The organism is Sphingopyxis sp. (genome assembly GCF_040216815.1).
GTDB lineage: Bacteria > Pseudomonadota > Alphaproteobacteria > Sphingomonadales > Sphingomonadaceae > Sphingopyxis.
The window spans coordinates 295,699-318,977 of sequence record NZ_JAVJOJ010000009.1; the positions used below are offsets into that span (position 1 = coordinate 295,699).

At 65.0% G+C, this 23,279-nt stretch carries 23 protein-coding genes; 8 read left to right on the forward strand and 15 right to left on the reverse strand.

The window, feature by feature from the left end:
- Window positions 1-18 precede the first annotated feature (18 nt).
- The 7 genes from RIA72_RS11940 to RIA72_RS11970 form a co-directional block, all read right to left on the reverse strand.
- Window positions 19-2,259, reverse strand: coding sequence for a TonB-dependent hemoglobin/transferrin/lactoferrin family receptor (locus RIA72_RS11940; RefSeq protein ID WP_350032277.1), 2,241 nt, complete (start codon window positions 2,257-2,259; stop codon window positions 19-21).
- A gap of 364 nt (window positions 2,260-2,623) precedes the next feature.
- The gene (pnp, locus tag RIA72_RS11945; protein ID WP_350032278.1) at window positions 2,624-4,915 is read right to left on the reverse strand and encodes a polyribonucleotide nucleotidyltransferase; all 2,292 of its coding nucleotides are present in this window, start codon (window positions 4,913-4,915) and stop codon (window positions 2,624-2,626) included.
- A gap of 193 nt (window positions 4,916-5,108) precedes the next feature.
- Complete coding sequence (gene rpsO, locus RIA72_RS11950; RefSeq protein ID WP_136173326.1) at window positions 5,109-5,378, reverse strand: 30S ribosomal protein S15; 270 nt, start codon at window positions 5,376-5,378, stop codon at window positions 5,109-5,111.
- 26 nt (window positions 5,379-5,404) lie between these two features.
- Entirely contained in the window at window positions 5,405-6,358 is a 954-nt protein-coding gene (gene truB, locus RIA72_RS11955) for a tRNA pseudouridine(55) synthase TruB (protein WP_350032279.1), read from the reverse strand.
- A 33-nt stretch (window positions 6,359-6,391) separates the two neighbouring features.
- Entirely contained in the window at window positions 6,392-6,799 is a 408-nt protein-coding gene (locus RIA72_RS11960) for a DUF6491 family protein (RefSeq protein WP_350032280.1), read from the reverse strand.
- 61 nt (window positions 6,800-6,860) lie between these two features.
- Complete coding sequence (locus RIA72_RS11965) at window positions 6,861-7,475, reverse strand: GNAT family N-acetyltransferase (RefSeq protein ID WP_350032281.1); 615 nt, start codon at window positions 7,473-7,475, stop codon at window positions 6,861-6,863.
- Window positions 7,468-8,061, reverse strand: coding sequence for a thymidine kinase (locus RIA72_RS11970; RefSeq protein WP_350032282.1), 594 nt, complete (start codon window positions 8,059-8,061; stop codon window positions 7,468-7,470). Before RIA72_RS11970 ends, RIA72_RS11965 begins: the two co-directional genes overlap by 8 nt.
- A gap of 57 nt (window positions 8,062-8,118) precedes the next feature.
- Here RIA72_RS11970 and RIA72_RS11975 point away from each other — a divergent pair, with 57 nt between their 5' ends.
- The gene (locus tag RIA72_RS11975; protein WP_350032283.1) at window positions 8,119-9,708 is read left to right on the forward strand and encodes an AbgT family transporter; all 1,590 of its coding nucleotides are present in this window, start codon (window positions 8,119-8,121) and stop codon (window positions 9,706-9,708) included.
- A 77-nt stretch (window positions 9,709-9,785) separates the two neighbouring features.
- Window positions 9,786-11,207, forward strand: coding sequence for a WS/DGAT/MGAT family O-acyltransferase (locus RIA72_RS11980; RefSeq protein WP_350032284.1), 1,422 nt, complete (start codon window positions 9,786-9,788; stop codon window positions 11,205-11,207).
- Between the two features lie 15 nt (window positions 11,208-11,222).
- Here RIA72_RS11980 and RIA72_RS11985 read toward each other — a convergent pair whose 3' ends face one another.
- Window positions 11,223-12,581 (reverse strand): OprO/OprP family phosphate-selective porin, encoded by a 1,359-nt coding sequence (locus RIA72_RS11985; RefSeq protein ID WP_350032285.1) that lies wholly within the window; start codon window positions 12,579-12,581, stop codon window positions 11,223-11,225.
- Between the two features lie 202 nt (window positions 12,582-12,783).
- Here RIA72_RS11985 and RIA72_RS11990 point away from each other — a divergent pair, with 202 nt between their 5' ends.
- Together RIA72_RS11990 and RIA72_RS11995 are read left to right on the forward strand one after the other, a co-directional pair.
- Window positions 12,784-13,686: an SDR family oxidoreductase gene (locus tag RIA72_RS11990; RefSeq protein WP_350032286.1), complete on the forward strand. Its 903-nt coding sequence runs from the start codon at window positions 12,784-12,786 to the stop codon at window positions 13,684-13,686.
- Window positions 13,687-13,863: 177 nt separating this feature from the next.
- On the forward strand, window positions 13,864-14,925 hold the full coding sequence (locus tag RIA72_RS11995) for a hypothetical protein (protein WP_350032287.1): 1,062 nt from the start codon (window positions 13,864-13,866) through the stop codon (window positions 14,923-14,925).
- A gap of 99 nt (window positions 14,926-15,024) precedes the next feature.
- Here the strand turns inward: RIA72_RS11995 and RIA72_RS12000 are convergent, their stop codons facing one another.
- From RIA72_RS12000 to eno, 7 genes are all read right to left on the reverse strand, one after another.
- Entirely contained in the window at window positions 15,025-15,372 is a 348-nt protein-coding gene (locus tag RIA72_RS12000; RefSeq protein WP_350032288.1) for a DUF2794 domain-containing protein, read from the reverse strand.
- On the reverse strand, window positions 15,372-16,085 hold the full coding sequence (gene cysE / locus RIA72_RS12005) for a serine O-acetyltransferase (protein ID WP_350032289.1): 714 nt from the start codon (window positions 16,083-16,085) through the stop codon (window positions 15,372-15,374). Before cysE ends, RIA72_RS12000 begins: the two co-directional genes overlap by 1 nt.
- A gap of 86 nt (window positions 16,086-16,171) precedes the next feature.
- Window positions 16,172-16,807 carry a hypothetical protein gene (locus RIA72_RS12010; RefSeq protein ID WP_350032290.1) on the reverse strand — a complete coding sequence of 212 codons (636 nt, stop codon included), beginning with the start codon at window positions 16,805-16,807 and terminating at the stop codon, window positions 16,172-16,174.
- Window positions 16,808-16,932: 125 nt separating this feature from the next.
- Window positions 16,933-18,327 carry a pyruvate dehydrogenase complex E1 component subunit beta gene (locus RIA72_RS12015; protein WP_350032291.1) on the reverse strand — a complete coding sequence of 465 codons (1,395 nt, stop codon included), beginning with the start codon at window positions 18,325-18,327 and terminating at the stop codon, window positions 16,933-16,935.
- A 1-nt stretch (window position 18,328) separates the two neighbouring features.
- The gene (pdhA, locus tag RIA72_RS12020) at window positions 18,329-19,399 is read right to left on the reverse strand and encodes a pyruvate dehydrogenase (acetyl-transferring) E1 component subunit alpha (protein WP_350032292.1); all 1,071 of its coding nucleotides are present in this window, start codon (window positions 19,397-19,399) and stop codon (window positions 18,329-18,331) included.
- 260 nt (window positions 19,400-19,659) lie between these two features.
- Window positions 19,660-19,983, reverse strand: coding sequence for an FtsB family cell division protein (locus RIA72_RS12025; protein WP_350032293.1), 324 nt, complete (start codon window positions 19,981-19,983; stop codon window positions 19,660-19,662).
- Between the two features lie 68 nt (window positions 19,984-20,051).
- Entirely contained in the window at window positions 20,052-21,326 is a 1,275-nt protein-coding gene (eno, locus tag RIA72_RS12030) for a phosphopyruvate hydratase (RefSeq protein ID WP_350032294.1), read from the reverse strand.
- A gap of 202 nt (window positions 21,327-21,528) precedes the next feature.
- Between eno and RIA72_RS12035 the strand changes: the two genes are divergently transcribed.
- The 4 genes from RIA72_RS12035 to RIA72_RS12050 are packed head-to-tail and all read left to right on the forward strand — an operon-like array spanning window position 21,529 to window position 23,254.
- Window positions 21,529-22,074, forward strand: coding sequence for a hypothetical protein (locus tag RIA72_RS12035; RefSeq protein WP_350032295.1), 546 nt, complete (start codon window positions 21,529-21,531; stop codon window positions 22,072-22,074).
- A gap of 7 nt (window positions 22,075-22,081) precedes the next feature.
- Window positions 22,082-22,531, forward strand: a complete 450-nt coding sequence (locus RIA72_RS12040; protein ID WP_350032296.1) for a phage holin family protein — start codon at window positions 22,082-22,084, stop codon at window positions 22,529-22,531.
- Window positions 22,531-22,914, forward strand: a complete 384-nt coding sequence (locus tag RIA72_RS12045) for a hypothetical protein (RefSeq protein ID WP_350032297.1) — start codon at window positions 22,531-22,533, stop codon at window positions 22,912-22,914. The genes RIA72_RS12040 and RIA72_RS12045 overlap by 1 nt, the downstream gene beginning before the upstream one ends.
- Window positions 22,898-23,254 carry a hypothetical protein gene (locus RIA72_RS12050; RefSeq protein ID WP_350032298.1) on the forward strand — a complete coding sequence of 119 codons (357 nt, stop codon included), beginning with the start codon at window positions 22,898-22,900 and terminating at the stop codon, window positions 23,252-23,254. The genes RIA72_RS12045 and RIA72_RS12050 overlap by 17 nt, the downstream gene beginning before the upstream one ends.
- The last annotated feature ends 25 nt before the right edge of the window (window positions 23,255-23,279 follow it).

Below are 23,279 nucleotides of genomic sequence, written 5' to 3' on the forward strand. Positions count from 1 at the left end.
TGCAGTCCTTCGTCCGGTTCAGAAACGGAAGCTCAGCGAAGCCGATGCGTTACGGCCGGGCTGGGTATAGGCGTCGGTGACGGTCGAATTGGCGGCGAGCCCGCGCGCATCGCTCCACCACGCATATTTCTTGTCGAAAATGTTGAAGACACCGGCGCGCAGCATCAGCCCATCGACGATCCGCACAAAGGCGGTCGCGTCGAGGATGGTGAAAGCGCCCGGGCGATAACATTCGGCCGCTGTGCAGGCACCGACGGCGCGCGATGCTTCCTTGCGCGCGCTGTGCGTCATCACGATCTGGCCACCGAAGCGGCCGCTTTGCGGTTCGCGATAACCGGCGCCGACAACCAGCTTCAGCGGATCGATCGACGCCAGCGGAACGCGCGTTCCGTCGGGCTGGACCTCGTCGCCCTTGGCGTAGGAAAGGGCGAGCGTCGTATACAGGCCGGACGACGCCCGCCCCTCGAACCGCGCTTCGGCGCCCTTGACGCGCGCACGGTCGAGATTGACGAACTGGAAGAGGATGGGATCGGCGATGGTGCCGGTGCCACCGACCTGTTCCTGGCTGATGAAATCCTTGTAGCGCGCCGAAAAGGCGGTGACGTCGAGGCTGACATGGTCGCTGCCGAAGCGCACGCCGCCCTCGAAACTTTCGCTGCGTTCGGGGCCAAGGTCGGGGTTCGGCAGCGTGCGGTAGGAGAAAAAGGGCGAGGTCAGATTTTCAAAGAACTGGTTGACCTGCCCCGGTTCGGGCGCCTTGAAACCCGTCGCATAATTGGCGAACAGCCGCACCTGGTCGGTGATTTTCACCACCGCGCCGATCTTGGGCGACAGGCGCGAACCGTCCTGCCCTGCGCCCGCAAAGGCCGGCAGCAGCGGATCGTCCTGCGGCGAGAGATCGTACCAATCGAAGCGCAGCGCGGGATAGAGCATCAGCCGCCCATCGGCGATCGCGATCTCGTCGCCGACGAACAGCCCGCCACGCGTGAAGTCGGTGACCGGGAAAGCGCGCGTCGGATAGACTTCGCCCGCGGGCGGGACCGTCCCGTCGCGCACACCGCGCTGGCGCGTCTTGCTGATGTCGCCGCCGAAAACGAGCCGGTGGGTGATCGCGCCGGTCGCAAAGTCGGCGCGGGCGTCGGCCGCCGCACCGAAGACACGGTTTTCAAAGCTGTTGAGGCGGGTGCGATCGGCGGCGGGCGTCCGATCTTCCTCGGTATATTGCCGGTCCTCGCCGTCCTGCCAGTAAAGTGCGACGCGCGCAAAATCGATCGCGCCTTCGCCTTCCCAGCTCCAGTCGAACGAGACGCGCTTGCGCTCCCCCGTGTCCCAGCCTTCGAGCCGGTCGACCGTACCCGCAAGACCCGCGCCGAGCCCCGACAGCGCGTTGGTGTAAAGCCGCGTGTCCAGATATTCGCCCGTCAGGCGCAGCTTGTGACCGTTTGCGGGGTCATAGACGATCCGCCCCAGCGCGGCGTTCGAGCGGCCATCCTGCGGATTGGGCCGGGTCCGCGTCGCCCCCGCCCCACCCACATCGCCCTTGTTATCGAGTTCCTGATAATCGCGGCGCGTATAGGCGGCCATCAGCGACCAGTCGCCGCTCCGTCCTGCCAGAACGGCGGTTTCGGAAAATTCCTTGTCGGCGCTGGCATAAGCGGCACGAACGAGGCCGCCGACGCCATTTCCTCCCTTCAGAAAGTCGGTCGGGTCGGCGGTGATAAAGCTGACCGCGCCCGCCAGCCCGTCGCTGCCATAGAGCGCCGACGAGGGGCCGCGCAGGATCTCCACCGATTTGATGAGGCCAAGGTCGACATAGTCGCCGCGTCCCGACGCCTGGGCGCCAAAGCTGAAACCATCGGGAACGCGCACGCCGTCGACCTGGATCAGGACGCGGTTGCCGCCGATGCCGCGGATGTTGAAGCTGTCGTTGCCCGCGCGCCCCGTCGCGCCGAGCGCGGCGCCAAAGCGCGCCGGCTGGCGCTGCACGCTCACGCCGGGTTCAAAGCGGACAAGGTCGCGAATATCGGTGACAAGCTCGTCGGCGATCTGCTCGGCGGTTTTGATCGATACCGTCACCGGTACATCCTCGATCTTCGCCTCGGTGCGCGTCGCGGTGACGACAATCTGGTTTTTGCGCGCCAGCCAGTAAGCTCCATCGTCATCCTGCGCCATTGCGGGCGAAACGGTCGCCACGAGCGCGAACCCGGTGGCACCGCCCGCAAGAAGACGGGACAGGAGCGATGAACGGCGGCTGGTCAATTTTCTTCCCCTATTAGCTTGCGATTGATTCGCAATAGCGGCGCTTTACGGGGTCAAAAATCGCGGGTCAACATGATATTGCGACTCGTTCGCGAAAAGTCTCGGCCGACCAGAAGCATTGCGGGGCGGGCGCCGGATCATTCAGGGCGTTTCCGTTTCAGGCCGCTGAGCCCGGCAGACGTTCGGCTGCCCCACTCTCAATGGTCCCCGGACGGATGACGGGAGGCACACGCTGGCGGCCTGGCTTCGCGATCATCCGGACCGAGCAGGTGAGGGATTAAAGTGCGTCCGCTCGCCATCCCAAGGGCGACAAAAAAGGGGCCGCCTTGCGGCGGCCCCTCTCTCATATTCGGTGCCGAAGAACTCAGTCCTTCAGGAAGTCGGGCACATGGCCCTGGTCTTCCGGACCTTCGCTGCGCTCGCGACGCGGACCGCGATCGCCATCACGCCGCGGGCCCCGGTCGCGGCCGCCGCGGCCCCGATCACCACGGCCTTCGCCGTCGCGACGCGGTCCACGGTCGCCGCGCGGTTCGCGCGCCGGGCGGGTGTCTTCGAGTTCTTCGCCGGTTTCCTGATCGACGACGCGCATCGACAGGCGGACCTTGCCGCGCGGGTCGATCTCGAGCACCTTGACCTTGACTTCCTGGCCTTCGCTCAGGACGTCGGCGACCTTCTCGACGCGCTCATTCTTGATTTCGCTGACGTGGACGAGACCGTCCTTGCCGCCCATGAAATTCACGAACGCACCGAAATCGACGAGATTGACGACCTTGCCGTCATAGATTTTGCCGACTTCGGCTTCCTCGACGATGCCCGCAATCCACTTGCGCGCGGCTTCGATCTGCTCGAGGTCGCTCGACGATATCTTGATGAGGCCTTCGTCGTCGATGTCGACCTTGGCGCCGGTGGTCGCGACGATCTCGCGGATCACCTTGCCGCCGGTGCCGATGACGTCGCGGATCTTCGCCTTGTCGATCTGCATCGTTTCGATGCGCGGCGCGTGCGCCGACAGCTCGGTGCGGGCTTCGCCCAGCGCCTTTGCCATTTCGCCGAGGATGTGCGCGCGGCCTTCCTTCGCCTGGTTCAAAGCGGCTTCAAAGATTTCGCGCGTAATGCCCGCAATCTTGATGTCCATCTGCATCGTCGTGATGCCTTCGGAGGTGCCCGCAACCTTGAAGTCCATGTCGCCGAGATGATCTTCATCGCCCAGAATGTCCGACAGGATCGCATAATCCTTGCCTTCGAGGATCAGCCCCATCGCGATGCCCGACACGGGGCGCTTGATCGGCACGCCGGCATCCATCATCGCCAGGCTGCCGCCGCACACCGACGCCATCGACGACGAACCGTTCGATTCGGTGATGTCGCTGGTCAGGCGGATCGTATAGGGAAACTCGTCCTTCGTCGGCAGCACGGGGTGCAGCGCGCGCCACGCGAGCTTGCCGTGACCGACTTCGCGGCGGCCCGGCGCGCCGAAGCGGCCGACTTCACCGACCGAATAGGGCGGGAAGTTATAGTGCAGCATGAAATGCTGGTACGACAGGCCGTTGAGGCCGTCGATCATCTGCTCTGCATCCTTGGTGCCGAGCGTGCAGGTCGCGATCGTCTGCGTCTCGCCACGCGTGAACAGCGCCGAACCGTGCGCGCGGGGCAGGAAGTGCGTTTCGGCGACGATCGGACGAATCTGCGTCGTCGTGCGGCCGTCGATGCGCTTGCCGTCCTTCAGGATCGCGCCACGGACGATTTCGGCTTCGAGCTTCTTGGTGAGCTTGATGCCGGCCATCACCTGCTGCGGGTCGAGCCCGTCGGCGGTGAACTGTTCCTTCGCCTTGGCGCGCGCTTCGTTGAGCGCGTTCGAGCGCGCCGACTTGTCGGTCAGCTTGTAGGCGGCAGCGATGTCCTTGCCGATCAGCTTCTTGATCTTGTCCTTGAGCGCGGCATTGTCATCCGAGGGAGCGATTTCCCACGGGTCCTTTGCGGCCTGTTCGGCGAGGCTGATGATCGCCTTCACGACTTCCTTACAGGCATCATGCGCGAACATGACGGCGCCGAGCATCACCTCTTCCGACAGCTCGTTTGCTTCGGATTCGACCATCATCACTGCGTCGTGCGTCGCGGCGACAACCAGGTCGAGGTCGCCTTCGGCAACCTGTTCGTCGGTCGGGTTGAGGATATATTCGCCGTCGACATAGCCGACGCGCGCGGCGCCGATCGGACCCATGAAGGGCACGCCCGAAATGGTGAGCGCAGCCGACGCCGCGACCATCGCGAGGATGTCGGGCTCGTTATGGCCGTCATAGCTCAGAACCTGGGCAATGGCGTTGATTTCGTTATAGAAACCTTCGGGGAACAGCGGGCGGATCGGACGGTCGATCAGGCGGGAAACCAGCGTTTCCTTTTCGGTCGCGCCGCGTTCGCGCTTGAAGAAACCGCCCGGGATGCGTCCGGCGGCCGAATATTTTTCCTGATAATGGACGGTGAGCGGGAAGAAGTCCTGCCCGTCCTTCACCGACTTCGCGGCGGTCACGGCGCACAGGACGACCGTTTCGCCCAGCGTCGCCATCACGGCGCCGTCGGCCTGGCGGGCAACCTTGCCCGTTTCGAGCGTCAGCGTTTCACCGCCCCACTCGATCGATACTTTTTTCACGTCAAACATGTGGTTTCCTTCGCCCGCCGGGCCCTATGCCGGGCGGGGCCTCTAGTTCCCGGCAGTCCGGCCGGGGGCGGTTCAGGGCGTCGGTCTGCCCCATGGCGGTCCCGCCGGATGCGGGAGCGGCCCTGCGGTCCGGCGAAATATCCGCGGGACCAATATGACAGCGGCCCCGGAAGTCCGGGGCCGCCAGAAACTCTTATTTGCGAAGACCCAGCTTCGCGATCAGCGCCTGATAGCGGCCCTCGTCCTTCTTGCGAAGATAGTCGAGGAGGCTGCGGCGCTTGTTGACCATCATCAACAGGCCGCGGCGGCTGTGGTTGTCCTTGTGGTGCGCCTTGAAATGCTCGGTCAGCGTGTTGATGCGGTCGGTCAGGATCGCAACCTGGACTTCCGGCGAACCGGTGTCGCCCTTTTCGCGGGCATTGTCCTTGATGACTTCGGCTTTGCGCTCGGCGGTAATCGACATAATCTTTCTTCCTCGAACATCGTGACTTACAGATTGAAGCCCCGCACGACCTTCAGCGTTCCCGCCAAAGCCTCGATCAAGGCAACGGGCCGGTTTTCGGCGTCGCGTCCCCAATAGAGCCCGTCGTGCGTGCTAACCCCGGTCCAGACGCGACCCTGACGGATCGCCCCTGCCGCTTCCGGGGAAAGGTCAAGAGCCGGGATGTCGACCAGCCCTGCCTCCAGCGGCAGAATAATCTCTGATTGCGCGGCGCCTTGGCCGAATGCGTTCAATTTGTCCAGCGAAATCGCCTGTTCGAGCGTGAACGGCCCCGCTTTGGTGCGGCGAAGCATGATGACATGACCGACGCTCCCCACCGCGCGCGCGATGTCTCGCGCGAGGCTGCGGATATAAGTACCCTTGGAGACATGGGCGGTGAGGGTGATTTCCTCAAGCCCCTCGCTTGCCCCACCATCGCCACCCCGGCGAAGCCTGTCCTGAGCGCCTGCAACGCAGTCGAAAGGGCCGGGATGACGGACGGTGAGAGAATAAACCGTCACCCCCCGCGCCTTCATCTCGACGTCTTCGCCCTTGCGCGCCCGGTCATATGCCCGCTCGCCATCAATCTTGATCGCCGAATAGGCGGGCGGCACCTGCTCGATCGCCCCCGTGAAGCGCGGCAGCACCGCCGCGACTTCGGCGAGCGTCGGCCGCACATCGCTCGTCGCGACAATCGCGCCCTCGGCATCGAGTCCGGCGGTCTCGGCCCCGAAAGCGATAGTGAAGTCATAGGTCTTCGACGCGTCGAGCATCCGCCCGCACAGCTTCGTCGCCTCGCCGAGCGCGATCGGCAGCACGCCCGACGCCAGCGGGTCGAGCGTGCCGCCATGGCCGACCTTCACCTTTCCCAGCCCCGCCTCGCGGCAGACGCGCTTCACCGCACCCACCGCCTGCGTCGATCCGAGCCCCACGGGTTTGTCGAATATGATCCAGCCGTTCATCGCCGGCGCGCTATGCCCGCCGGGCGGCGCTTGTCAATTTGCCGCGGGCTTTTCGCCCATGATGTCCTTTGCCTTGTCGCGCTTCGACGGCGGCGGCGCCGATGTCACAAAGGACGAGAGCGGACAGCGTTCGCCGCGCACGACGATCGACGCGAATTTGTCGAGCCGACCCGCTCCGCGCGTTTCGACGCCGATCGCCTGCGCGAAATCGAGGTCGCGGCAAAAGCCCGCGAACGTGCCATAATACCATTCGCCGCGGCGCCCTTCGATCCAGATGCCGCGATCGCGATCGGCCCGCCAGTTACGGATCGTGCTGTCGCTGGGAAAGAGGATGCTCGATTCGACGCCGAGTTGGCGTGGCTCTTGAGCGGGCTCGGTAGCCGCCGCTGCCGAAAGGGGAAGCAGCATGGCGGCCAGGGAGAGTGCGAGATTCCGTTTCATGTTCAATCTTTCTGCTGCCCCACCCGGCATGGGATGGGCGCGCTAGCAGATCGAGTCTGAACTAGGGCTGACCTCCCCCACGCGCACCTTCGGCTCCCCCACCCGTCATCCCGGCCTTCGCCGGGATGACGGATTGAAGGTGTGCCGCCCACTCCTCCGCCAGCAGCGACCAGAGCCCCGTATCGCGAACATGGCCGGTCCAGGTGATGCGTTCCGCCAGCAGCACGCCTTCCTTGGTACAGCCGAGCTTGGCGACCGCTGCCTGGCTTCGCCCGTTGCGTTCGTCGATCCGAAATTCGATGCGGCGGATGCCGACCGCGAAAGCATGATCGATCATCAGCTGCTTGATCCGGCTGTTGAGGCCGGTGCCGCGCACGGCGGGATGGAGATAGCTGTTGCCCAGTTCGACCGTCTGCGCCGACACGTCGGGGCGCAGCCAGGCGGTCATGCCGACCAGCCGCTCGCCATCGAAGATCGCATAGGGCATCCGGCTTCCCTGGCCGATCAGCGCGGTGAAACTCGCATCGAAATGCTGCGGATCATAGCTGGTCGAATAGATGGGCCAGATGTCGGCGTCAGCGGCGCAGGCGGCGCGCAGTGCATCGCGGTGCGTTTCGCCGAGCGTCGCGAGCCGCAGGTCGCCATCAGCAAGCTCGACATAGAGCCGGTCAAGCATCGCCCGCCGCCGCGCGCCTTTTGGCCATGAAATGCCGTCGGCACATCGCGATATAGCGGTCATTGCCGCCAATCTCCGTCTGCGCGCCCTCGACCACCGCACGGCCCTGCTCGTCGACGCGCAGATTCATCGTCGCCTTGCGTCCGCATTCGCACACGGCCTTGAGTTCGACGAGCGCGTCGGCGAGCCCGAGCAGCGCTGCCGATCCGGGGAACAGGTTCGCCGCGAAATCGGTGCGCAGGCCATAGCAGAGCACGGGAATATTCGCCTCATCGGCAAGGCGGGCGAGCTGCAACACCTGTTCGCGCGACAGGAACTGCGCCTCGTCGACAAGCACACAGGCGAGCGGGCGCTGTGCATTTTCGGCATTGACCGCTGCCCACAAATCGCTGTCGGGATCGAATTTATGCGCCTCGGCCATCAGCCCGATACGGCTCGTCACCTGCCCCGCCCCGTAACGATCGTCGAGCGCCGCGGTCCAAAGCATTGTTTCCATACCGCGTTCGCGATAGTTGAAGTCCGCCTGGAGCAACGTGGTCGATTTGCCTGCGTTCATGCTGGCATAGTAAAAGTAGAGCTTGGCCATGCCCCGGCTATAGACCGCACCGCGCCAACGACAAGACGATCGAATAAGGGATTAGGGATGACCGACAGTACCACCGCCGCCACGCCGCCGCAAAAGGGCGTGCTGGGATGGATCGAACGGGTGGGCAACCGCCTGCCCGACCCGGTCGTGCTGTTTCTGTGGCTCGTCGGCATGCTTGTTGTCATTTCGGCGATTGCATCGGCTGCGGGCTGGTCGGCGCTGCACCCGACCGAGATCGATCCCGAAACCGGGCGGCAGAAAGTCATCGCCGCGACCAGCCTCCTCAGCGCCGACAATATCGCGCGGCTGTGGGTCGAAATGCCCGCGACCTTCACCCATTTCCATCCGCTCGGCTATGTCCTCGTCGTCATGCTCGGCGCGGGCGTCGCCGAACGCAGCGGCCTGTTCGGCACCGCGATGCGCGCGAGCGTGCGCGGCGCGCCGAAGTGGCTTCTGACCCCGCTCGTCGCCTTTGTCGCGATGATGGGCAATCTTGCCGCCGATGCCGCCTATGTCGTCCTGATCCCGCTCGCGGCGGTGATTTATCACGCCGCCGGGCGCCATCCCGTCGCCGGGATCGCCGCGGCGTTCGCGGGCGTGTCGGGGGGCTTTTCGGCCAATCTGCTCCCCGGCCAGCTCGACGCGCTGCTCTTCGGCATTACCGAGGCGGCGGTCGAAACCGTGTTTGGCGACTGGCAGGCGAATATCGCGGGCAACTGGTATTTCATCGCCGTGATGCTCTTCATCTTCCTGCCCGTCATCTGGTACGTCACCGACCGGATCATCGAACCACGGCTCGGCACCTATGTCCCCGCCGGGCTGGCGGCGAAGGGCGACATCGGCGAACAGGACCGTCCGCTGAACGACGGTGAGCGCAAGGGACTGCGCCACGCGGGGCTGGCCATCCTCTTCGTCATCGGTCTGTGGCTGCTCTTCACGCTAGGGCCGGGCACGCCCCTGATCGCCGAGGATGGGCCGCCCGAAGGCCGTTTCACGCCCTTCTACCAGTCGCTCGTCGCGGGCTTTTTCCTGCTCTTCCTGCTCGCCGGCTGGGCCTATGGCCGCGCCACCGGCGTCGTCGGCAACCACCGCGACCTCGTCAAGATGATGAGCGAGTCGATGGGCGACATGGCCTATTATCTCGTGCTCGCCTTTGCCGCGGCGCACTTCGTCGCGATGTTCGCCTGGTCGAACCTCGGCCTCATCCTGGCCGTTCACGGCGCGGACGGGCTGAAGGCGATGGACCTGCCCGCGCCCGTGCTGCTCGCCGCGATCGTCCTGCTCACCGCGGCGCTCAATCTCTTCGTCGGATCGGCGAGCGCGAAATGGGCACTGCTCGCGCCGGTCCTCGTGCCGATGCTGATGCTGCTCGGCATCAGCGCCGAAATGACGACAGCGGCCTATCGCGTCGGCGACGGATCGACGAACATCATCACCCCGCTGATGGTCTATTTCCCGCTGATCCTGATTTTCTGCCAGCGCTGGCAGCCGAATTTCGGGCTGGGCAGCCTCGCCGCGACGATGCTGCCCTATTCGATCGGACTGCTCGTCAGCGGCACGGCGCTGGTGATCGGCTGGGTCGCGCTCGACCTGCCGCTCGGGCCGGGCGCGAGCGTGCATATCCCGGTGCCGACCACGGCGCCCTGACCGCATCGGCTTGACTCGCCGTTCCCCACTGCCATGCTGCACCCAAAGACGCAGCATTTTGAGTGGGGAGGGCTGCCATGCGGTTGATGCCGGTGACCGATGCGATGTTTCTGTGGGGGGAAAGTCGCGAGATGCCGATGCATATCGGCGGCATCAACCTCTATACGCTGCCCGAGGGGGTCGACGAGACCGAATGGCTCAACGACCAGCTGGCATTGCTCCGCCAGTCCGAAGGACTCCGGCGACCGTTCAGCGAGGTGCTGAAACTCACTCCCTTCGGCCAATATGGCCCGATCCGCCTTGTCCCCGATCGCGACATCGACATGCACTATCATGTCCGCGCCGCCGCTTTGCCGAAACCGGGGCGCTATCGCGAGATGTTTGAGCTGGCCTCGCGGCTGCACTCGGGGCTGCTCGACCGCACGCGCCCGCTCTGGGAAATCACGCTGATCTCGGGACTACCCAACCGGCAGATCGCGACCTTCAAAAAGGTCCATCACGCGTTGATGGACGGCGCGGCGAGCATTCATTTCTATAATTCGATGTTTTCCGCCGACCCTGAGGAACGCCGAGCGGCTTCGCCGCTGTCGGTCGAGGCCTATGAGGCGTATAAGCGCCGCTTTCCCCCGCCCAAAAAGCCGCCGCGTCCCGACCTCACCGACATCAAGGCGATCGGCGATTTCCTCAAAGACCAATGGGGCAACAGCGTCGGCGTGACCAAGGCGATGAATCAATATCTCGCCGCAATGTTCGGTATCGGCGGCGACGGGCTGGTCACGCCCTTTGCCGGGGTGCCGCGCACCAGTTTCAACCGCAACATCACCGGCGCGCGGCGCTTCGTCGCGCAAAGCTGGTCGCTGGAGCGCGTGCGCGCGATGGGCAAGGCCTATGACGGGACGATCAACGACGCGGTGCTCGGCATGTGCGCGGGGGCGATGCGCAAATATCTTCAATCGCTGAACGAATTGCCCGACAAACCGCTGAAAGCCATGGCGCCCGTGTCGATCCGGCCGAAGGACGACGTCGATTCGGGCAATTCGGTCGCGTCGGTTACGGCCAATCTTGCGACGCATATCGACGATCCGGCGAGCCGCATGGCAGCGATCCAGGAATCGATGAACTCGGCAAAGGCGCAGCTGCGCGCGATGACCGCGCAGCAGATCCAGCTTTACACCGCGATTACCAGTTTCCCGATGATGCTCACCGCGCTCACCCGCACCGCCGACAAATTCCCTGCCTATTCGGCGACAATCTCCAACGTCCCCGGCCCGCGCGAGCAGATGTATTGGAACGGCGCGCGCCTCGACGGCATGTATCCTGCAAGCATCCCCGTCGACGGCATGGCGATGAACATCACCCAGGTGTCGAATTTCAAGAATATCGACTTCGGCATCACCGCGTGCCGCCGCAGCGTCCCGCACGCACAGCGGATGATCGACTATCTGGAGGACGCGCTGGTCGAGCTGGAAACGGCGGCGGGGATCAAGAAAGCGAAATAGCCCCGCCGCTCCGGGTCAGAAATCGACCTGTGTTCGCAGGCCGAAGGTATCGGCCGTATAATCGCGATCGCCCGTTGCCGTCGCGACGCGCGCATCGTCGATCCACAATTTGCCGTAATTGGCAGAAATGCGGATATAGTCGATCGGCGCCCAGACGAGCCCGATCAGCGCCGTCTGCTGGCGTCCGCCGACGATGCCACTGTCATTGAGGTCGAGGTGATCGTACCGGGCGTTGACCTGGAACGCCCCGATACCGCCCGCGGTGATGGGCTTCGAGGGCTTCAGCCGGTCGAACCCGCCGTCCTTGTATCCGCGGCGGTCACCCGGCGTCAGCACCACGCCGACCTCGGCATAGCCGCCGAAGAAGGTCGGATCGGCGGCGCCGGTGCGGTTGACGCGGTGCCAATAGGCTTCACCCGCGGCGTGGAACGGCCCCGCGATCACCGCGCCTTCCAGCCCGATGCCGCGCTCGCTCGCCACATCGAGCTGCCCGGTATCGACGAGCCGAACGTCGGTGGTGTGCGCAAAGGGCCGCGCGCGATAGCGGCCGAGCGCCGCCGGGTCGTTGGGGTCGCGCCAATGGCCCGATGCCGCAAGGTGCAGCTGTGCATCGCCGAGCTTGGGCATCCACACGATACGCCCATCGAGGCTGACGGCATTGTTTTTGTCGTCGAGCAGATCATTGGCATTGTCACCGAACACCCCCGCCTGCAGCAGCAGGTCGCCGCCCTTATACTGCGCCGACAGGCCGACGCGGCGTTCGAACCCGAACGCCTGCGCAAAGGCGGCGCGCTCCATGAAGCTGGTGAAAAGGTCGCTCGTCATTTCGTCGAGCGACCAGAAGGGTTTGATCTGACCCGCCGTGACCGTCAGCGGGCCCGTGCCATAGCTCAGATACACGTCGGTAAGCTCGACCGAGCTGTTCGCGACATCGGCCTCCACGCGATAGGCAAAGCCGCCGGGGATCTTGCCATCGACGCCCAGATAGATGCGGCGGAATTCGGTTTTCAGGCCGCCGCGCGCGCCCGTGACCCCGGCAGGCGTGTCGACCGCGGCCAGATCGAGCTGCATGCGTCCGCGCGGCTTGAAGCTCCAGCCGTCGGCGGTCTTGATTTCGGGAGCACCTTTCCAGCTGATTTCGCTCGCGGGCTTGGCCGTGACCGAAGGCGTTGCGGCTGGCGTCGGGGCGGCAGGCGTCGGCTGCGCGGTCGCGGCGTCGAGCCGCGATTCGAGCGTCGCGACCTGCGCCTTCAGCGCGGCAAGTTCGGCGCGGAGCGCGGCGGCTTCGTCGGCCGTCATCGCCTGCGCGCGCGCCGCCGTGGGAAGGCATAGGGTCGAGGTTGCCAGCAAGGCAGCGGTGAAAGTGTGACGCATGGGCGCGGAAGCTCCGTGGCGAAAGGGTTACAAACTGGCGGCGCTGTTATGACGCATAAGTGACAGGCGCGCGTCATTTAGATGACATTTATGTTGCATCGGACATTTTTCCTGCCCCCTTGTCAGCGGGGCGCGAGCGGCTAAGGACGTTCCAGTTTTTTCGGGCAACCTTTATGCGAAGGGCCCTTTGCGGGAGACCATCATGACGATCAATTTTGACGGCCGCGTGGCCATTGTCACCGGCGCGGGCGGCGGACTGGGCCGCGCCTATGCCCTCGAACTCGCGCGCCGCGGCGCGAAGGTCGTGGTCAACGACCTTGGCGGTGCGCGCGACGGCACCGGCCATTCGGACGCCGCCTTGCAGGTGGTCGAGGAAATCCGCGCCGCGGGCGGCACCGCCATGTCCAACGGCGGCAGCGTCACCGAATACGAGCAGATGGCCGAAATGGTCGCACGCGCGAAAGAGGAATGGGGCGGCGTCCACATCCTGATCAACAACGCCGGCATCCTGCGCGACAAAAGCTTTGCCAAGATGGACCCCGCCGATTTCGACCTGGTGGTCAAGGTTCACCTGCTCGGCAGCGCCAACGTCACCAAGGCGTGCTGGGACATCATGCGCGAACAGGCCTATGGCCGCATCCTGATGACAGCATCGTCGACCGGCCTCTATGGCAATTTCGGTCAGGCCAATTATGGCGCGGCGAAGCTGGGACTCGCGGGGCTCACCAAGACGCTCCACCTCGAAGGCGCGAAATATAATATCCGCTGCAACACCATCTCGCCGGTCGCGGGCACGCGGATGACCGAGGACATCTTCCCCGCCGAGCTGTTCGAAAAATTCACCCCCGAAAATGTCGTTCCCGCCGCGCTCTATCTCGTCAGCGAGGACGCACCGACGAACATGATCGTCGGCGCGGGCGCAGGGGCGTTCCACGCCGCCTATGTCACCATGACGCCCGGCGTCGCGCTGCCCGAAGGCGAACGCACGCCCGAAGGCGTTGCGGCGGCGTGGGACAAGATCATCGACCGCGCGGGCGAAACCGTCCCGCAATCGGGCAGCGAGCAGTCGATGAACGTGATGAAGGCGCTGATGGCGCTGGGGTGAGCCAATCCAGATCGTCATCCCGGCGAAGGTCGGGATCTCGCCGCCGCGTGGGAATGCGAGGTTGAGATCCCGGCCTTCGCCGGGATGACGGCGCGAGCGCTGCACCGTATTGACACAGCAATACAGTTCTGGAATAATCGCCGCGGGGCAAGGGGATCGGACAGAAGGACGACCCCGATGTATAGTGAAAGCGACCTGCAAGCCGCGGTCGATGCAAAGATATTGACGCCGGAGGCCGTGGCGGCCTTCCGCGGCCACATTGCATCGGTGCGCGCCGCCCCCGGAGCGGATGAAGAATCCTTCCGCCTTATCACCGGCTTCAACGATATTTTCGTCAGCATCGCGGCGGTGATCCTGCTCGTCGCGGTCGGCTGGATCGGCGCGTCGATCCATACCGCGCTCGGCGGCGCCTTCGTCGCCGGCTCGGCATGGTTGCTCGCCGAATATTTCACGCGGAAGCGCCGCATGGCGCTGCCCAGCATCGTCCTCGTCCTTGCCTTTTCGGGCGGCGTCTTCGCGGCGATGGTCGGTTTCCTCGTCCGGCATGGCGAGGATATTTTCGGCAGCAGCCCCAGCGAAACCGTTGGCGCAATCCTCGTCGGCGCCATGGCGCTGATCACCGCGGCGGCGACCTGGGCCCATTGGAAGCGCTTCATGGTGCCGATCACCGTCGCCGCCGGCACCGCTGCGCTCGCCGCGACCGCGGTAGCGCTCGTGCTGGCGATCACCGGAATGCCCAGCCCCGACGGCACCCTGCCGATGGTGCTGGTGCTGATCGCCGGGTTCGGCGTCTTCACGCTGGCAATGTGGTGGGACAAGAGCGACCGCCTGCGCCAGACGCGGCGCAGCGACGTCGCCTTCTGGCTCCACCTGCTCGCCGCACCGATGATCGCGCATCCCATCTTTCACCTGCTCGGCGTGACCGAGGGGGATAATATCGGCAGCGGCGCCGCGGTGATGGTCGTCGCCATTTACGTGCTGTTCGGGCTGATCGCGCTCGCGATCGACCGCCGCGCGCTGCTCGTCTCCGCGCTCGCTTATGTGCTGTTCGCATTGACACAGCTCTTCAACCAGTTCGGCGCGGTCGAGCTCAACGTCGCGCTCACCGCCTTCGTCATCGGTTCGGCGTTGCTGCTTCTCTCGGCCTTCTGGCAGAATGCGCGGGCGACGGTCGTGGGGTTGCTGCCGGCCAACATCGCCGGCCAGCTGCCGGCGACGACGCGGGCCGTGCAGGCCTAACGCTGCCGTCATCCCGGCGAACACCGGGGTCTCGCCTTCATCGCCATGACGTGAAGTTGAGATCCCGGCCTTCGCCGGGATGACGGCGTGGGGGCGCCGTCAGTCCCCCACCAGCTTCATCAACTTGCGTTCGACGGGGGCGAGTATGTTCGACAGCTCGTCGCCGCGTTTCAAAATCGCCCCCGCTTCGGACACCAGCGCCCACATGCCCTGGCGGTTCCGCAGCGCGGGACGCTTTTCGATGCGATATTCGGGGCGTTCGGCGGCGCGGCGAAAGGCCGAAAAGATCGCGGCGTCGCGGTGGAAATCCATCGCATAGTCGCGCCAATGTCCCGCCGCGACCATGCGGCCATAAAGATCCAGGATACGCATCAGTTCGGGGCGCTCGAAACCGGTCTGGAGCGGCACCGTCCGGCCAGCGAACGGCAGGGGCGTGACCGTTCCCATCAGGCGCTTTTACGCCCTCCCTTGCGCCGCGGCGTCTGTTCATTATCGACCTCGCGCTCGGCGATCAGCGCGGCGAGCTGTTTCTGCATCTGTTCGAGCTGGCATTGCAGCAGTTCGACCTTTTGCGTCGCGGGATCGAAATTTTCGCTGCACGGCGTACCATAGGGCACAAATTCGCGCGCATATTCGGTGGCGTCGAGCAGGGTCGAACGCGCCGGAATGCCGACCATCACCGCGCCCTCGGGCACATCCTTCGTCACCACCGCATTGGCGCCGACGCGAGCGCGCGCGCTAACGGTGACAGGGCCCAATATCTGCGCGCCCGATCCGACGATGACATCGTCGGACAGCGTCGGGTGGCGCTTGCCGCCGATGCCGTTCGCGGGATCGGTCCCGCCCAGCGTCACGCCCTGATAGATAGAGACATTGTCGCCGATCTCCGCCGTCTCGCCGATCACCACGCCGAAACCATGGTCGATGAACAGATGGCGGCCGATCGACGCGCCCGGATGGATGTCGATCGCGGTCAGAAAGCGCGACAGGTGATTGACGAAGCGCGCAAGGAAGAACAGCCGCGCCTCGAAAAGCCAGTGCGCGACGCGGTGCATCCCGACCGCGAGCAGCCCCGGATAGAGCAAAATTTCCCAGCGCGACCGCGGCGCAGGGTCGCGCGCCTTGATCGAATCGAGATAGGCGATCAGCCCGTTGAACATCCTTATGTCCCCTGCGACCCTATTTCTGTACCGCGCAAGATAGATGTTCGTCGGCGGCATTTCCACCCCCGGCGGCATTTATTCGATCAACATCCCAGCAAGCCGATGCGCAAGAGCAGCAATCCCTCGCGCCGCAAATGCCGCGCGCCATTGCGCCGGGCGACCGCCGCAGCCCAACGGTCGAGCATCCGCAGCGCGCGGCTGCCGCCCAATTCGCGGCGTGCCGGGGCGCCGACGTGCCTGGCTTTGTGAAGAAGCACGCGCGTTTCGTCTTCGCCGTCGACGACCCCGGCGCCCCACAGCAGCCCCCAGCGCCGGCCACCCGCGACGGTGCCGCCCGACAGCGCGAACAACTGCCCCCCGAACGCTTCGGACGCCGCGCACCGCTCGGCATCGCTTTCGGCGAGCAGCATCGCTTCGGCCGCGTCGACGAGCGCGTCGAGCCCGCCCTGCCCGCCCCAGCTTGCCTGCAATTCGGCGAGCAGCGGTTCGCCCTTCGGCAAGGCTGCGGGGTCGGCCGCGATCATCGCCGCCATATCGCGCCACCACGCCAGCTTGATTTGCCCGATCAACGGCTCGCGCGCGTCGAGCAACAGCTTGGTCAGGCGCGCGGCGAGGCCCCACAGCGCCGCCATCGCCGCGCGCCGCTCGCGCGGGACCGCGACCATGACGCGCGGATCGCGCATGTCGGGGTAATTGCTGGTTTCGAGGTCGGCGTTCACGCGCCGCTCGGTATCACCACAGCTTCGTCATTGCGACCCCGGCGAAAGCCATGTGAAGCAATCCAGAGCGGTTTACGCCACCCTGGATTGCTTCGTCGTTCCGCTCCTCGCAATGACGAAGGGGCTTATGCGCGATTGAGGACCGCCTTCACCGCCTTCACTACCCGCGGCGTATCGACGAGCGCAGCCTTCTCCAGATTGTTGGCATAGGGCAGCGGCACATCCTCGTTGCACACGCGCATCACGGGTGCGTCAAGGTCGTCGAAGCCATGCTCCATCGCGACCATCGCGATTTCGCTGGCGATCGAACAGACGGGCCAGCCTTCCTCGACAACGACAAGGTGGTTCGTTTTCTTGAGGCTGGCGAGCACCGTCGCCGTATCGAGCGGGCGCAGCGTGCGAAGGTCGATCACCTCGGCGTCGATCCCCTCGCCCGCCAGTTGGTCGGCGGCTTCGAGCGCAAGCCCGACGCCGATCGAATAGCTGACGACGGTGACGTCGCTGCCCTGCCGCATGACCCGCGCCTTGCCGATCGGCAGCACATGATCGTCGAGGTCGGGCACGTCGAAGCTGCGGCCATAGAGCAACTCGTTTTCCAGGAAGACGACGGGGTCCTCGGTGCGGATCGCCGCCTTCATCAGCCCCTTGGCGTCGGCGGCGTCATAGGGCGCTATCACGATCAGGCCGGGGACGCTGGCGTACCAGGGCCCGTAATTCTGGCTGTGCTGTGCGCCAACGCGCGCGGCGGCGCCGTTGGGGCCGCGAAAGACGATCGGACAGCGCATCTGGCCACCCGACATATAGTTGGTCTTGGCCGCCGAGTTGATGATGTGGTCGATCGCCTGCATCGCGAAGTTGAAGGTCATAAATTCGATGATCGGCCTGAGCCCGCCCATCGCCGCGCCCGCGCCGAGTCCCGCGAAACCATATTCGGTGATCGGCGTATCGACGACACGCTCGGCACCGAATTCCTGGAGCAGCCCCTGCGTGACTTTGTAGGCGCCCTGATATTCGGCGACTTCCTCGCCCATCACGAAAACGCGGTCGTCCTTACGCATTTCCTCGGCCATCGCATCGCGCAAGGCTTCGCGGACGGTGAGCTTGACCATTGCGGTGCCCTCGGGGATCGCAGGGTCGGCGGCGCGTTCGATCGCGGCGGGTTTTTCGACCTTCTCCGTTGTCCCAGCGGAAGCTGGGACCGCTGGCGTGGGAGCGGCTTCGATAGCCGCCCCAGCTTCCGCTGGGGCGACGTTCTTGGCAGGCGTCGCTGCCTCCTCACCCTCGCCCGTAATCGTCGCGATCACGGTGCCGACCTTCACATTGTCGGTGCCTTCGGCGACCAGAATCTGGCCGATCGTGCCTTCGTCGACCGCTTCAAATTCCATCGTCGCCTTGTCGGTTTCGATCTCGGCGAGGATGTCGCCCGATTTGACTTCGTCGCCTTCCTTGACGAGCCATTTGGCGAGCGTGCCTTCTTCCATCGTCGGCGACAGCGCCGGCATCTTCAGTTCGATGGCCATCTCAATATTGCTCCACCAGCACGTCGGTATAAAGTTCGGACAGGTCGGGTTCGGGCGCGCTTTCGGCAAAGTCGGCCGATTCGGCGACGATCGCACGGATTTCCTTGTCGATATCCTTGATCTTGTCCTCGCCGATTCCGGCGTCGGTCATCAGCTTCTTCAGATGCTCGATCGCGTCCGACTTGTCGCGAACCGCCTGCACTTCCTCGCGGCTGCGATATTTGGCGGGGTCGGACATCGAATGGCCGCGATAGCGATAGGTTTTGAGTTCCATCAGCACCGGACCCTTGCCCGCGCGCACCCATTCGAGCGCCGCCTCGGCCGCGCCACGCACCGCGAGGACGTCCATGCCGTCGACCTGCATACCGGGGATACGGAAACTTTCGCCGCGACGGTAAAGCTGGTCTTCGGCCGACGCGCGGTTGACCGACGTGCCCATGGCATATTGGTTATTCTCGATCACGAAGATGATCGGCAGCTTCCAGAGCTCGGCCATGTTGAAGCTCTCGTACACCTGGCCCTGGTTCGCGGCGCCGTCGCCGAAATAGGCCATGGCGACGCCGCCGTCGCCGCGGTATTTATGCGCAAAGGCAAGGCCGGTGCCGAGCGACACCTGCGCGCCGACGATGCCGTGGCCCCCATAGAATTTATGCTCGACGCTGAACATGTGCATCGAGCCGCCCTTGCCCTTGGAAATGCCCGCGGCACGGCCCGTGAGTTCGGCCATGATGACCTTGGGATCGATGCCGTACGCGAGCATGTGGCCATGGTCGCGGTATCCGGTGATCACGCTGTCCTTGTCACCGTCGAGCGCCGACTGGAGGCCGACCGCCACGGCTTCCTGGCCGATATAAAGGTGGCAGAAACCGCCGATCAGGCCGAGGCCGTAAAGCTGCCCCGCCTTTTCCTCGAAGCGGCGGATGAGCAGCATCTCGCGGTAGAATTTCTCCAGCTCCTCCGGCGTCGCGTCATAGGGGACGGGATCGCGCGGCTGTTCACGATTGGAAGAGGGGGCTGGGGTGGAAGCGACTTTTTTTGGCGCGGCAGTCTTACGCGCGGGTGCTTTGGCCAAGGCGGATTTCCTTTGCGATTAGCCGTTACGGCAAGGCCCCTATAGGAGCGCCGCACCCGGTTTGGCAACGCCTGCCATGGCGGCAGTCAGGGCCGCCTTACGTATGCAGCAGCCATGCAGCAAAAGGCCGTTATTGCGAACGTAGCGAAGCAATCCAGAGCGGTTTAGGGTGGCTCTGGATTATGCTTCGCTCGCGCAGAGCGCGAGTTTATCCTGAGCGCCTGCAAGGCAGTAAGGGCTCGCAATGACGACGAGGGGCGTTACTCCGCCTCGGGCTCCATCGGAATGATCACCTCGTCGGGGTGATAGGCGCCGAGTTTCGAGCGCACATATTCCTCCGCCAGATCGGGATCGACGCGCCGCTGGTCGAGCAGGTTGACGCGGTTCTGAAGCTCGCGTTCCTTCTTCGCCAGTTCGTTCAGCACGACGCGCTGCTTCTCGACCGACTGGCTGTAATCGCCCCACGCATAGAGGCCAGTCGGCCCGAAAATCGCATAGCCGAGCATCGCCAGCACCGCGATCACCGCAAGCGCGGGACCGGTCGCGCGGCTCATGGATTTGCGGAATTTATGGCGCTGCGTCATCGCCGCCCTTGAATCACAGGCGATTCAAGGCGTCAAGGCGCCAGCGCGGACTTATCCCCGCTTTGCGATCAACCGAAAATCGCGGCGCCCGGATAGCGCGCCATGTCGCCCAACTCTTCCTCGATACGAATGAGCTGGTTGTATTTCGCGAGCCGGTCCGACCGCGCGAGGCTGCCGGTCTTGATCTGGCCGCAGTTGGTTGCGACCGCGAGGTCGGCGATCGTCGAATCCTCGGTTTCGCCCGAACGGTGCGACATCACCGCAGTGTAGCGCGCGCGGTGCGCCATATCGACCGCATCCAATGTTTCCGACAGCGTGCCGATCTGGTTGACCTTGACGAGCAGCGAGTTGGCAAGGCCGTCCTTGATCCCCTGTTCGAGCCGCGCGGGGTTGGTGACGAACAGATCGTCGCCGACGAGCTGGCACCTGTCGCCGATCAGGTCGGTGAGCGCCTTCCAGCCGGCGAAGTCATCTTCGCTCATCCCGTCCTCGATCGACTTGATCGGGTAATCGTTCACCAGCGCCGCAAGATATTCGGCCATCTGTTCGGGGGTCAGCGACAGGCTTTCGCCGCTGATTTCATATTTGCCATTTTTGAAAAATTCGGTCGCGGCGCAGTCGAGCGCGAGCACGACGTCGCTACCGAGCTTGAAGCCCGCCTGATCGACCGACGCGGCGATGAAGTCGAGCGCGTCGCGCGTTGAGGCGAGGTTGGGTGCGAAACCGCCCTCGTCGCCGACCGCGGTGGCAAGCCCCTTTTGCGACAGCCCCTTTTTCAGCGTGTGGAAGATTTCGCTGCCCCAGCGCACGGCCTCGGCGATGCTGCCGGCGCCGACGGGCATGATCATGAACTCCTGCACGTCGATCGGATTGTCGGCATGTTCGCCGCCGTTGATGATGTTCATCATCGGCACGGGCAGGGTGCGCGCCGACACGCCGCCGACATAGCGATAGAGCGGCAGGCCGCGCGCGTCGGCGGCGGCCTTCGCGGCGGCCAGGCTGACGCCGAGGATCGCGTTGGCGCCGAGACGGCTTTTGTTCGCCGTGCCGTCGAGGTCGATCATCGCCATGTCGATCTCGCGCTGGTCCTCGGCATCGAGGCCGATCAGCGCTTCGGCGATGTCGCCGTTCACCGCGGCGACCGCCTGGGTCACGCCCTTGCCCAGATAGCGCGCCTTGTCGCCGTCGCGAAGTTCAACGGCTTCATGCGCGCCGGTCGAAGCGCCCGAAGGAACCGCGGCACGGCCAAAGCTGCCGTCTTCGAGGAGCACATCGACTTCGACGGTCGGATTGCCGCGGCTGTCGAGGATTTCGCGGCCGTGGATGTCGATGATGGCGGTCATGGATGTCGTCCCTGCTGACGGCCGGATGCGGCCGGGTGGATAAGGCGCCCGCCTGTTATCGGCGCCTTTCCGCTAGTGCAACTGCTGCGTAGGAATTTTGCGCGCCTATGGAACCAATGGGCGCCGCTTGCTATATATCTTGCAGGACCAAAAAAGGATGCCCGCCCGCGCGGCGCCCGACACGACAGAAGAGGACAGATTAATGGCAAAAGCCGCTACTCCCGCGACCAAGAAGGCCGCAGCGCCCCGTCCCAAGGCCCCCGCAAAGGCTGCCGCCACCAAGGCCGCGCCCGCGCGCAAGCCCGCGTCGGTGAAGGCTGCGAAAGACCATCCGATCCGCGATCAGCTCGCCGCGACGCGCGACACGATCAAGTCCGAAGCGTCGAAAAAGGCGGCCTCGCTGAAGGAAGAAGCTGCGACGCTGAAGAAACAGGCATCGGCATCGGCGCGCGACGCCGCGACGAAGGGCAAGGACAAGGCGGCCGAGGCCGTCGGCAGCCTTGCCAAGCTGCTCGAAGACAGCGCGGGCACGGTCGACAGCAAGTTCGGCAAACAATATGGCGACTATGCGCGTTCGGCCGCATCGACGGTCGCCGGCCTCGCCTCGACGCTCGACAAGAAGGATCTCGACGAACTCGCCGCATCGACGCGCGACATGGTCAAGAAGAACCCCGCGATCGCGGTCGGCGCCGCGACGGTGATCGGCTTCGTGCTCGCCCGGATGCTCAAGGGCGGCTCGAACGATTGATCGGACGTTGGCATCCTCCGATCCCGAAACTCCCGCGCCCGACGGGCGCAGCTTTGACGGCATAAGCCACGGCTATGCGCCGGGCGGACGTCCGGCGACAAGCGAGCCCGTGCCGCTCGACCAGATCGCCCGCGACGTCGTCGAAAATCTGTCGGCGACGGCACAGGCCGAACTGGCGCTGATCGAGGCGCGCGGCGAACTCGCGCTGCACGGGGCAACGTGGAGCGCCGCATGGGGCGCGGTTGCCGCCTGCGCGCTCGGCGTCGCGATGCTGGCGCTGGCCTTCGGGGCGATCCTCGCGCTGGCGCCGCACACCGGTCCGTTCGTGGCGACGCTGATCGTCGTCGCGGCGCTCTTGCTGATCGCGGCGCTCGCCGGCTGGCGCGCGCGGCGCGCCTATGGCGACATCCGCACCGCGTTGCGGCGCGATCTGGAACAGGAAGGGATCGACGACTGATGCCGCGCACGCGCAACCGCCTGATCGCCGCCGCGCGCCGCTCGATGCTCCAGCGCGCCGAGCTTCACCGGCGGCTCGACATCGCCAAGGCGGCGCTCCGTCCCGCGGCGCTGGTCGACCGCGGCAAATATCGCGTGCGCACGAAGCTCGACGACGCCGCCCATGCCGTGCGGCAGGAATTTCGCGACAATCGCTGGCCGATCGCCCTCGCCGCCGCGGCCGGGATCGCCTGGTTGATGCGCGAACCGATCAAGGAACATGCGCCCAAAGTGGCGCGCAAGGTGCAGGATATGGCGACCGCGCTCGCCGATCATTTTCGCGCCGGCCCGGCGTCCGAAGATGATGATGAACCAGTGGAGGAAGATGATGAAGCCGCTCAGTGAAACCGCGCGTGATGCGCGTACAAAAGCGAGTGAACTTGCGGAGAAAACCGCCGAAAATGCCCGGCTGACCGCCGAGGCGGCAAAGGCGCGCATTCAGGATGGCTATGGCCGCGCACGCGCCGCGACCGGAGATCTGGCTGCGCGCGCCAGCGAACAGGCCGACGCGGCGCGCGAAGCCGCGGGCGAAGCCTATGCCAAGGGCAAGGTGCAGGCGAAGCGCGCCGGCGGCAAGCTCAAGGACGTTGCCGAAAAGCAGCCGCTGGCGCTGGTGGCCGGTGCGGTGGCGATCGGCGCGCTCCTCGGCTCCTTGTTGCCCAAGGGTCGGTCGGGCGACGAATGACCATGCTTGCGGGAGAGGAAAAGCG

Excerpts from the sequence above, each read along its gene's own strand:
- rpsO (WP_136173326.1), bottom strand. The coding sequence starts at position 5,378 with ATGTCGATTACCGCCGAGCGCAAAGCCGAAGTCATCAAGGACAATGCC.
- RIA72_RS11970 (WP_350032282.1), bottom strand. The coding sequence starts at position 8,061 with ATGGCCAAGCTCTACTTTTACTATGCCAGCATGAACGCAGGCAAATCG.
- RIA72_RS11985 (WP_350032285.1), bottom strand. The coding sequence starts at position 12,581 with ATGCGTCACACTTTCACCGCTGCCTTGCTGGCAACCTCGACCCTATGC.
- RIA72_RS12045 (WP_350032297.1), top strand. The coding sequence starts at position 22,531 with ATGCCGCGCACGCGCAACCGCCTGATCGCCGCCGCGCGCCGCTCGATG.
- cysE (WP_350032289.1), bottom strand. The coding sequence starts at position 16,085 with ATGTTCAACGGGCTGATCGCCTATCTCGATTCGATCAAGGCGCGCGAC.
- RIA72_RS11990 (WP_350032286.1), top strand. The coding sequence starts at position 12,784 with ATGACGATCAATTTTGACGGCCGCGTGGCCATTGTCACCGGCGCGGGC.
- RIA72_RS12015 (WP_350032291.1), bottom strand. The coding sequence starts at position 18,327 with ATGGCCATCGAACTGAAGATGCCGGCGCTGTCGCCGACGATGGAAGAA.
- RIA72_RS12025 (WP_350032293.1), bottom strand. The coding sequence starts at position 19,983 with ATGACGCAGCGCCATAAATTCCGCAAATCCATGAGCCGCGCGACCGGT.
- RIA72_RS12000 (WP_350032288.1), bottom strand. The coding sequence starts at position 15,372 with ATGGGAACGGTCACGCCCCTGCCGTTCGCTGGCCGGACGGTGCCGCTC.
- RIA72_RS11965 (WP_350032281.1), bottom strand. The coding sequence starts at position 7,475 with ATGCTTGACCGGCTCTATGTCGAGCTTGCTGATGGCGACCTGCGGCTC.
- RIA72_RS11960 (WP_350032280.1), bottom strand. The coding sequence starts at position 6,799 with ATGAAACGGAATCTCGCACTCTCCCTGGCCGCCATGCTGCTTCCCCTT.
- pnp (WP_350032278.1), bottom strand. The coding sequence starts at position 4,915 with ATGTTTGACGTGAAAAAAGTATCGATCGAGTGGGGCGGTGAAACGCTG.
- eno (WP_350032294.1), bottom strand. The coding sequence starts at position 21,326 with ATGACCGCCATCATCGACATCCACGGCCGCGAAATCCTCGACAGCCGC.
- RIA72_RS12050 (WP_350032298.1), top strand. The coding sequence starts at position 22,898 with ATGAAGCCGCTCAGTGAAACCGCGCGTGATGCGCGTACAAAAGCGAGT.
- RIA72_RS11995 (WP_350032287.1), top strand. The coding sequence starts at position 13,864 with ATGTATAGTGAAAGCGACCTGCAAGCCGCGGTCGATGCAAAGATATTG.
- RIA72_RS12035 (WP_350032295.1), top strand. The coding sequence starts at position 21,529 with ATGGCAAAAGCCGCTACTCCCGCGACCAAGAAGGCCGCAGCGCCCCGT.
- RIA72_RS11980 (WP_350032284.1), top strand. The coding sequence starts at position 9,786 with ATGCGGTTGATGCCGGTGACCGATGCGATGTTTCTGTGGGGGGAAAGT.
- truB (WP_350032279.1), bottom strand. The coding sequence starts at position 6,358 with ATGAACGGCTGGATCATATTCGACAAACCCGTGGGGCTCGGATCGACG.
- RIA72_RS11975 (WP_350032283.1), top strand. The coding sequence starts at position 8,119 with ATGACCGACAGTACCACCGCCGCCACGCCGCCGCAAAAGGGCGTGCTG.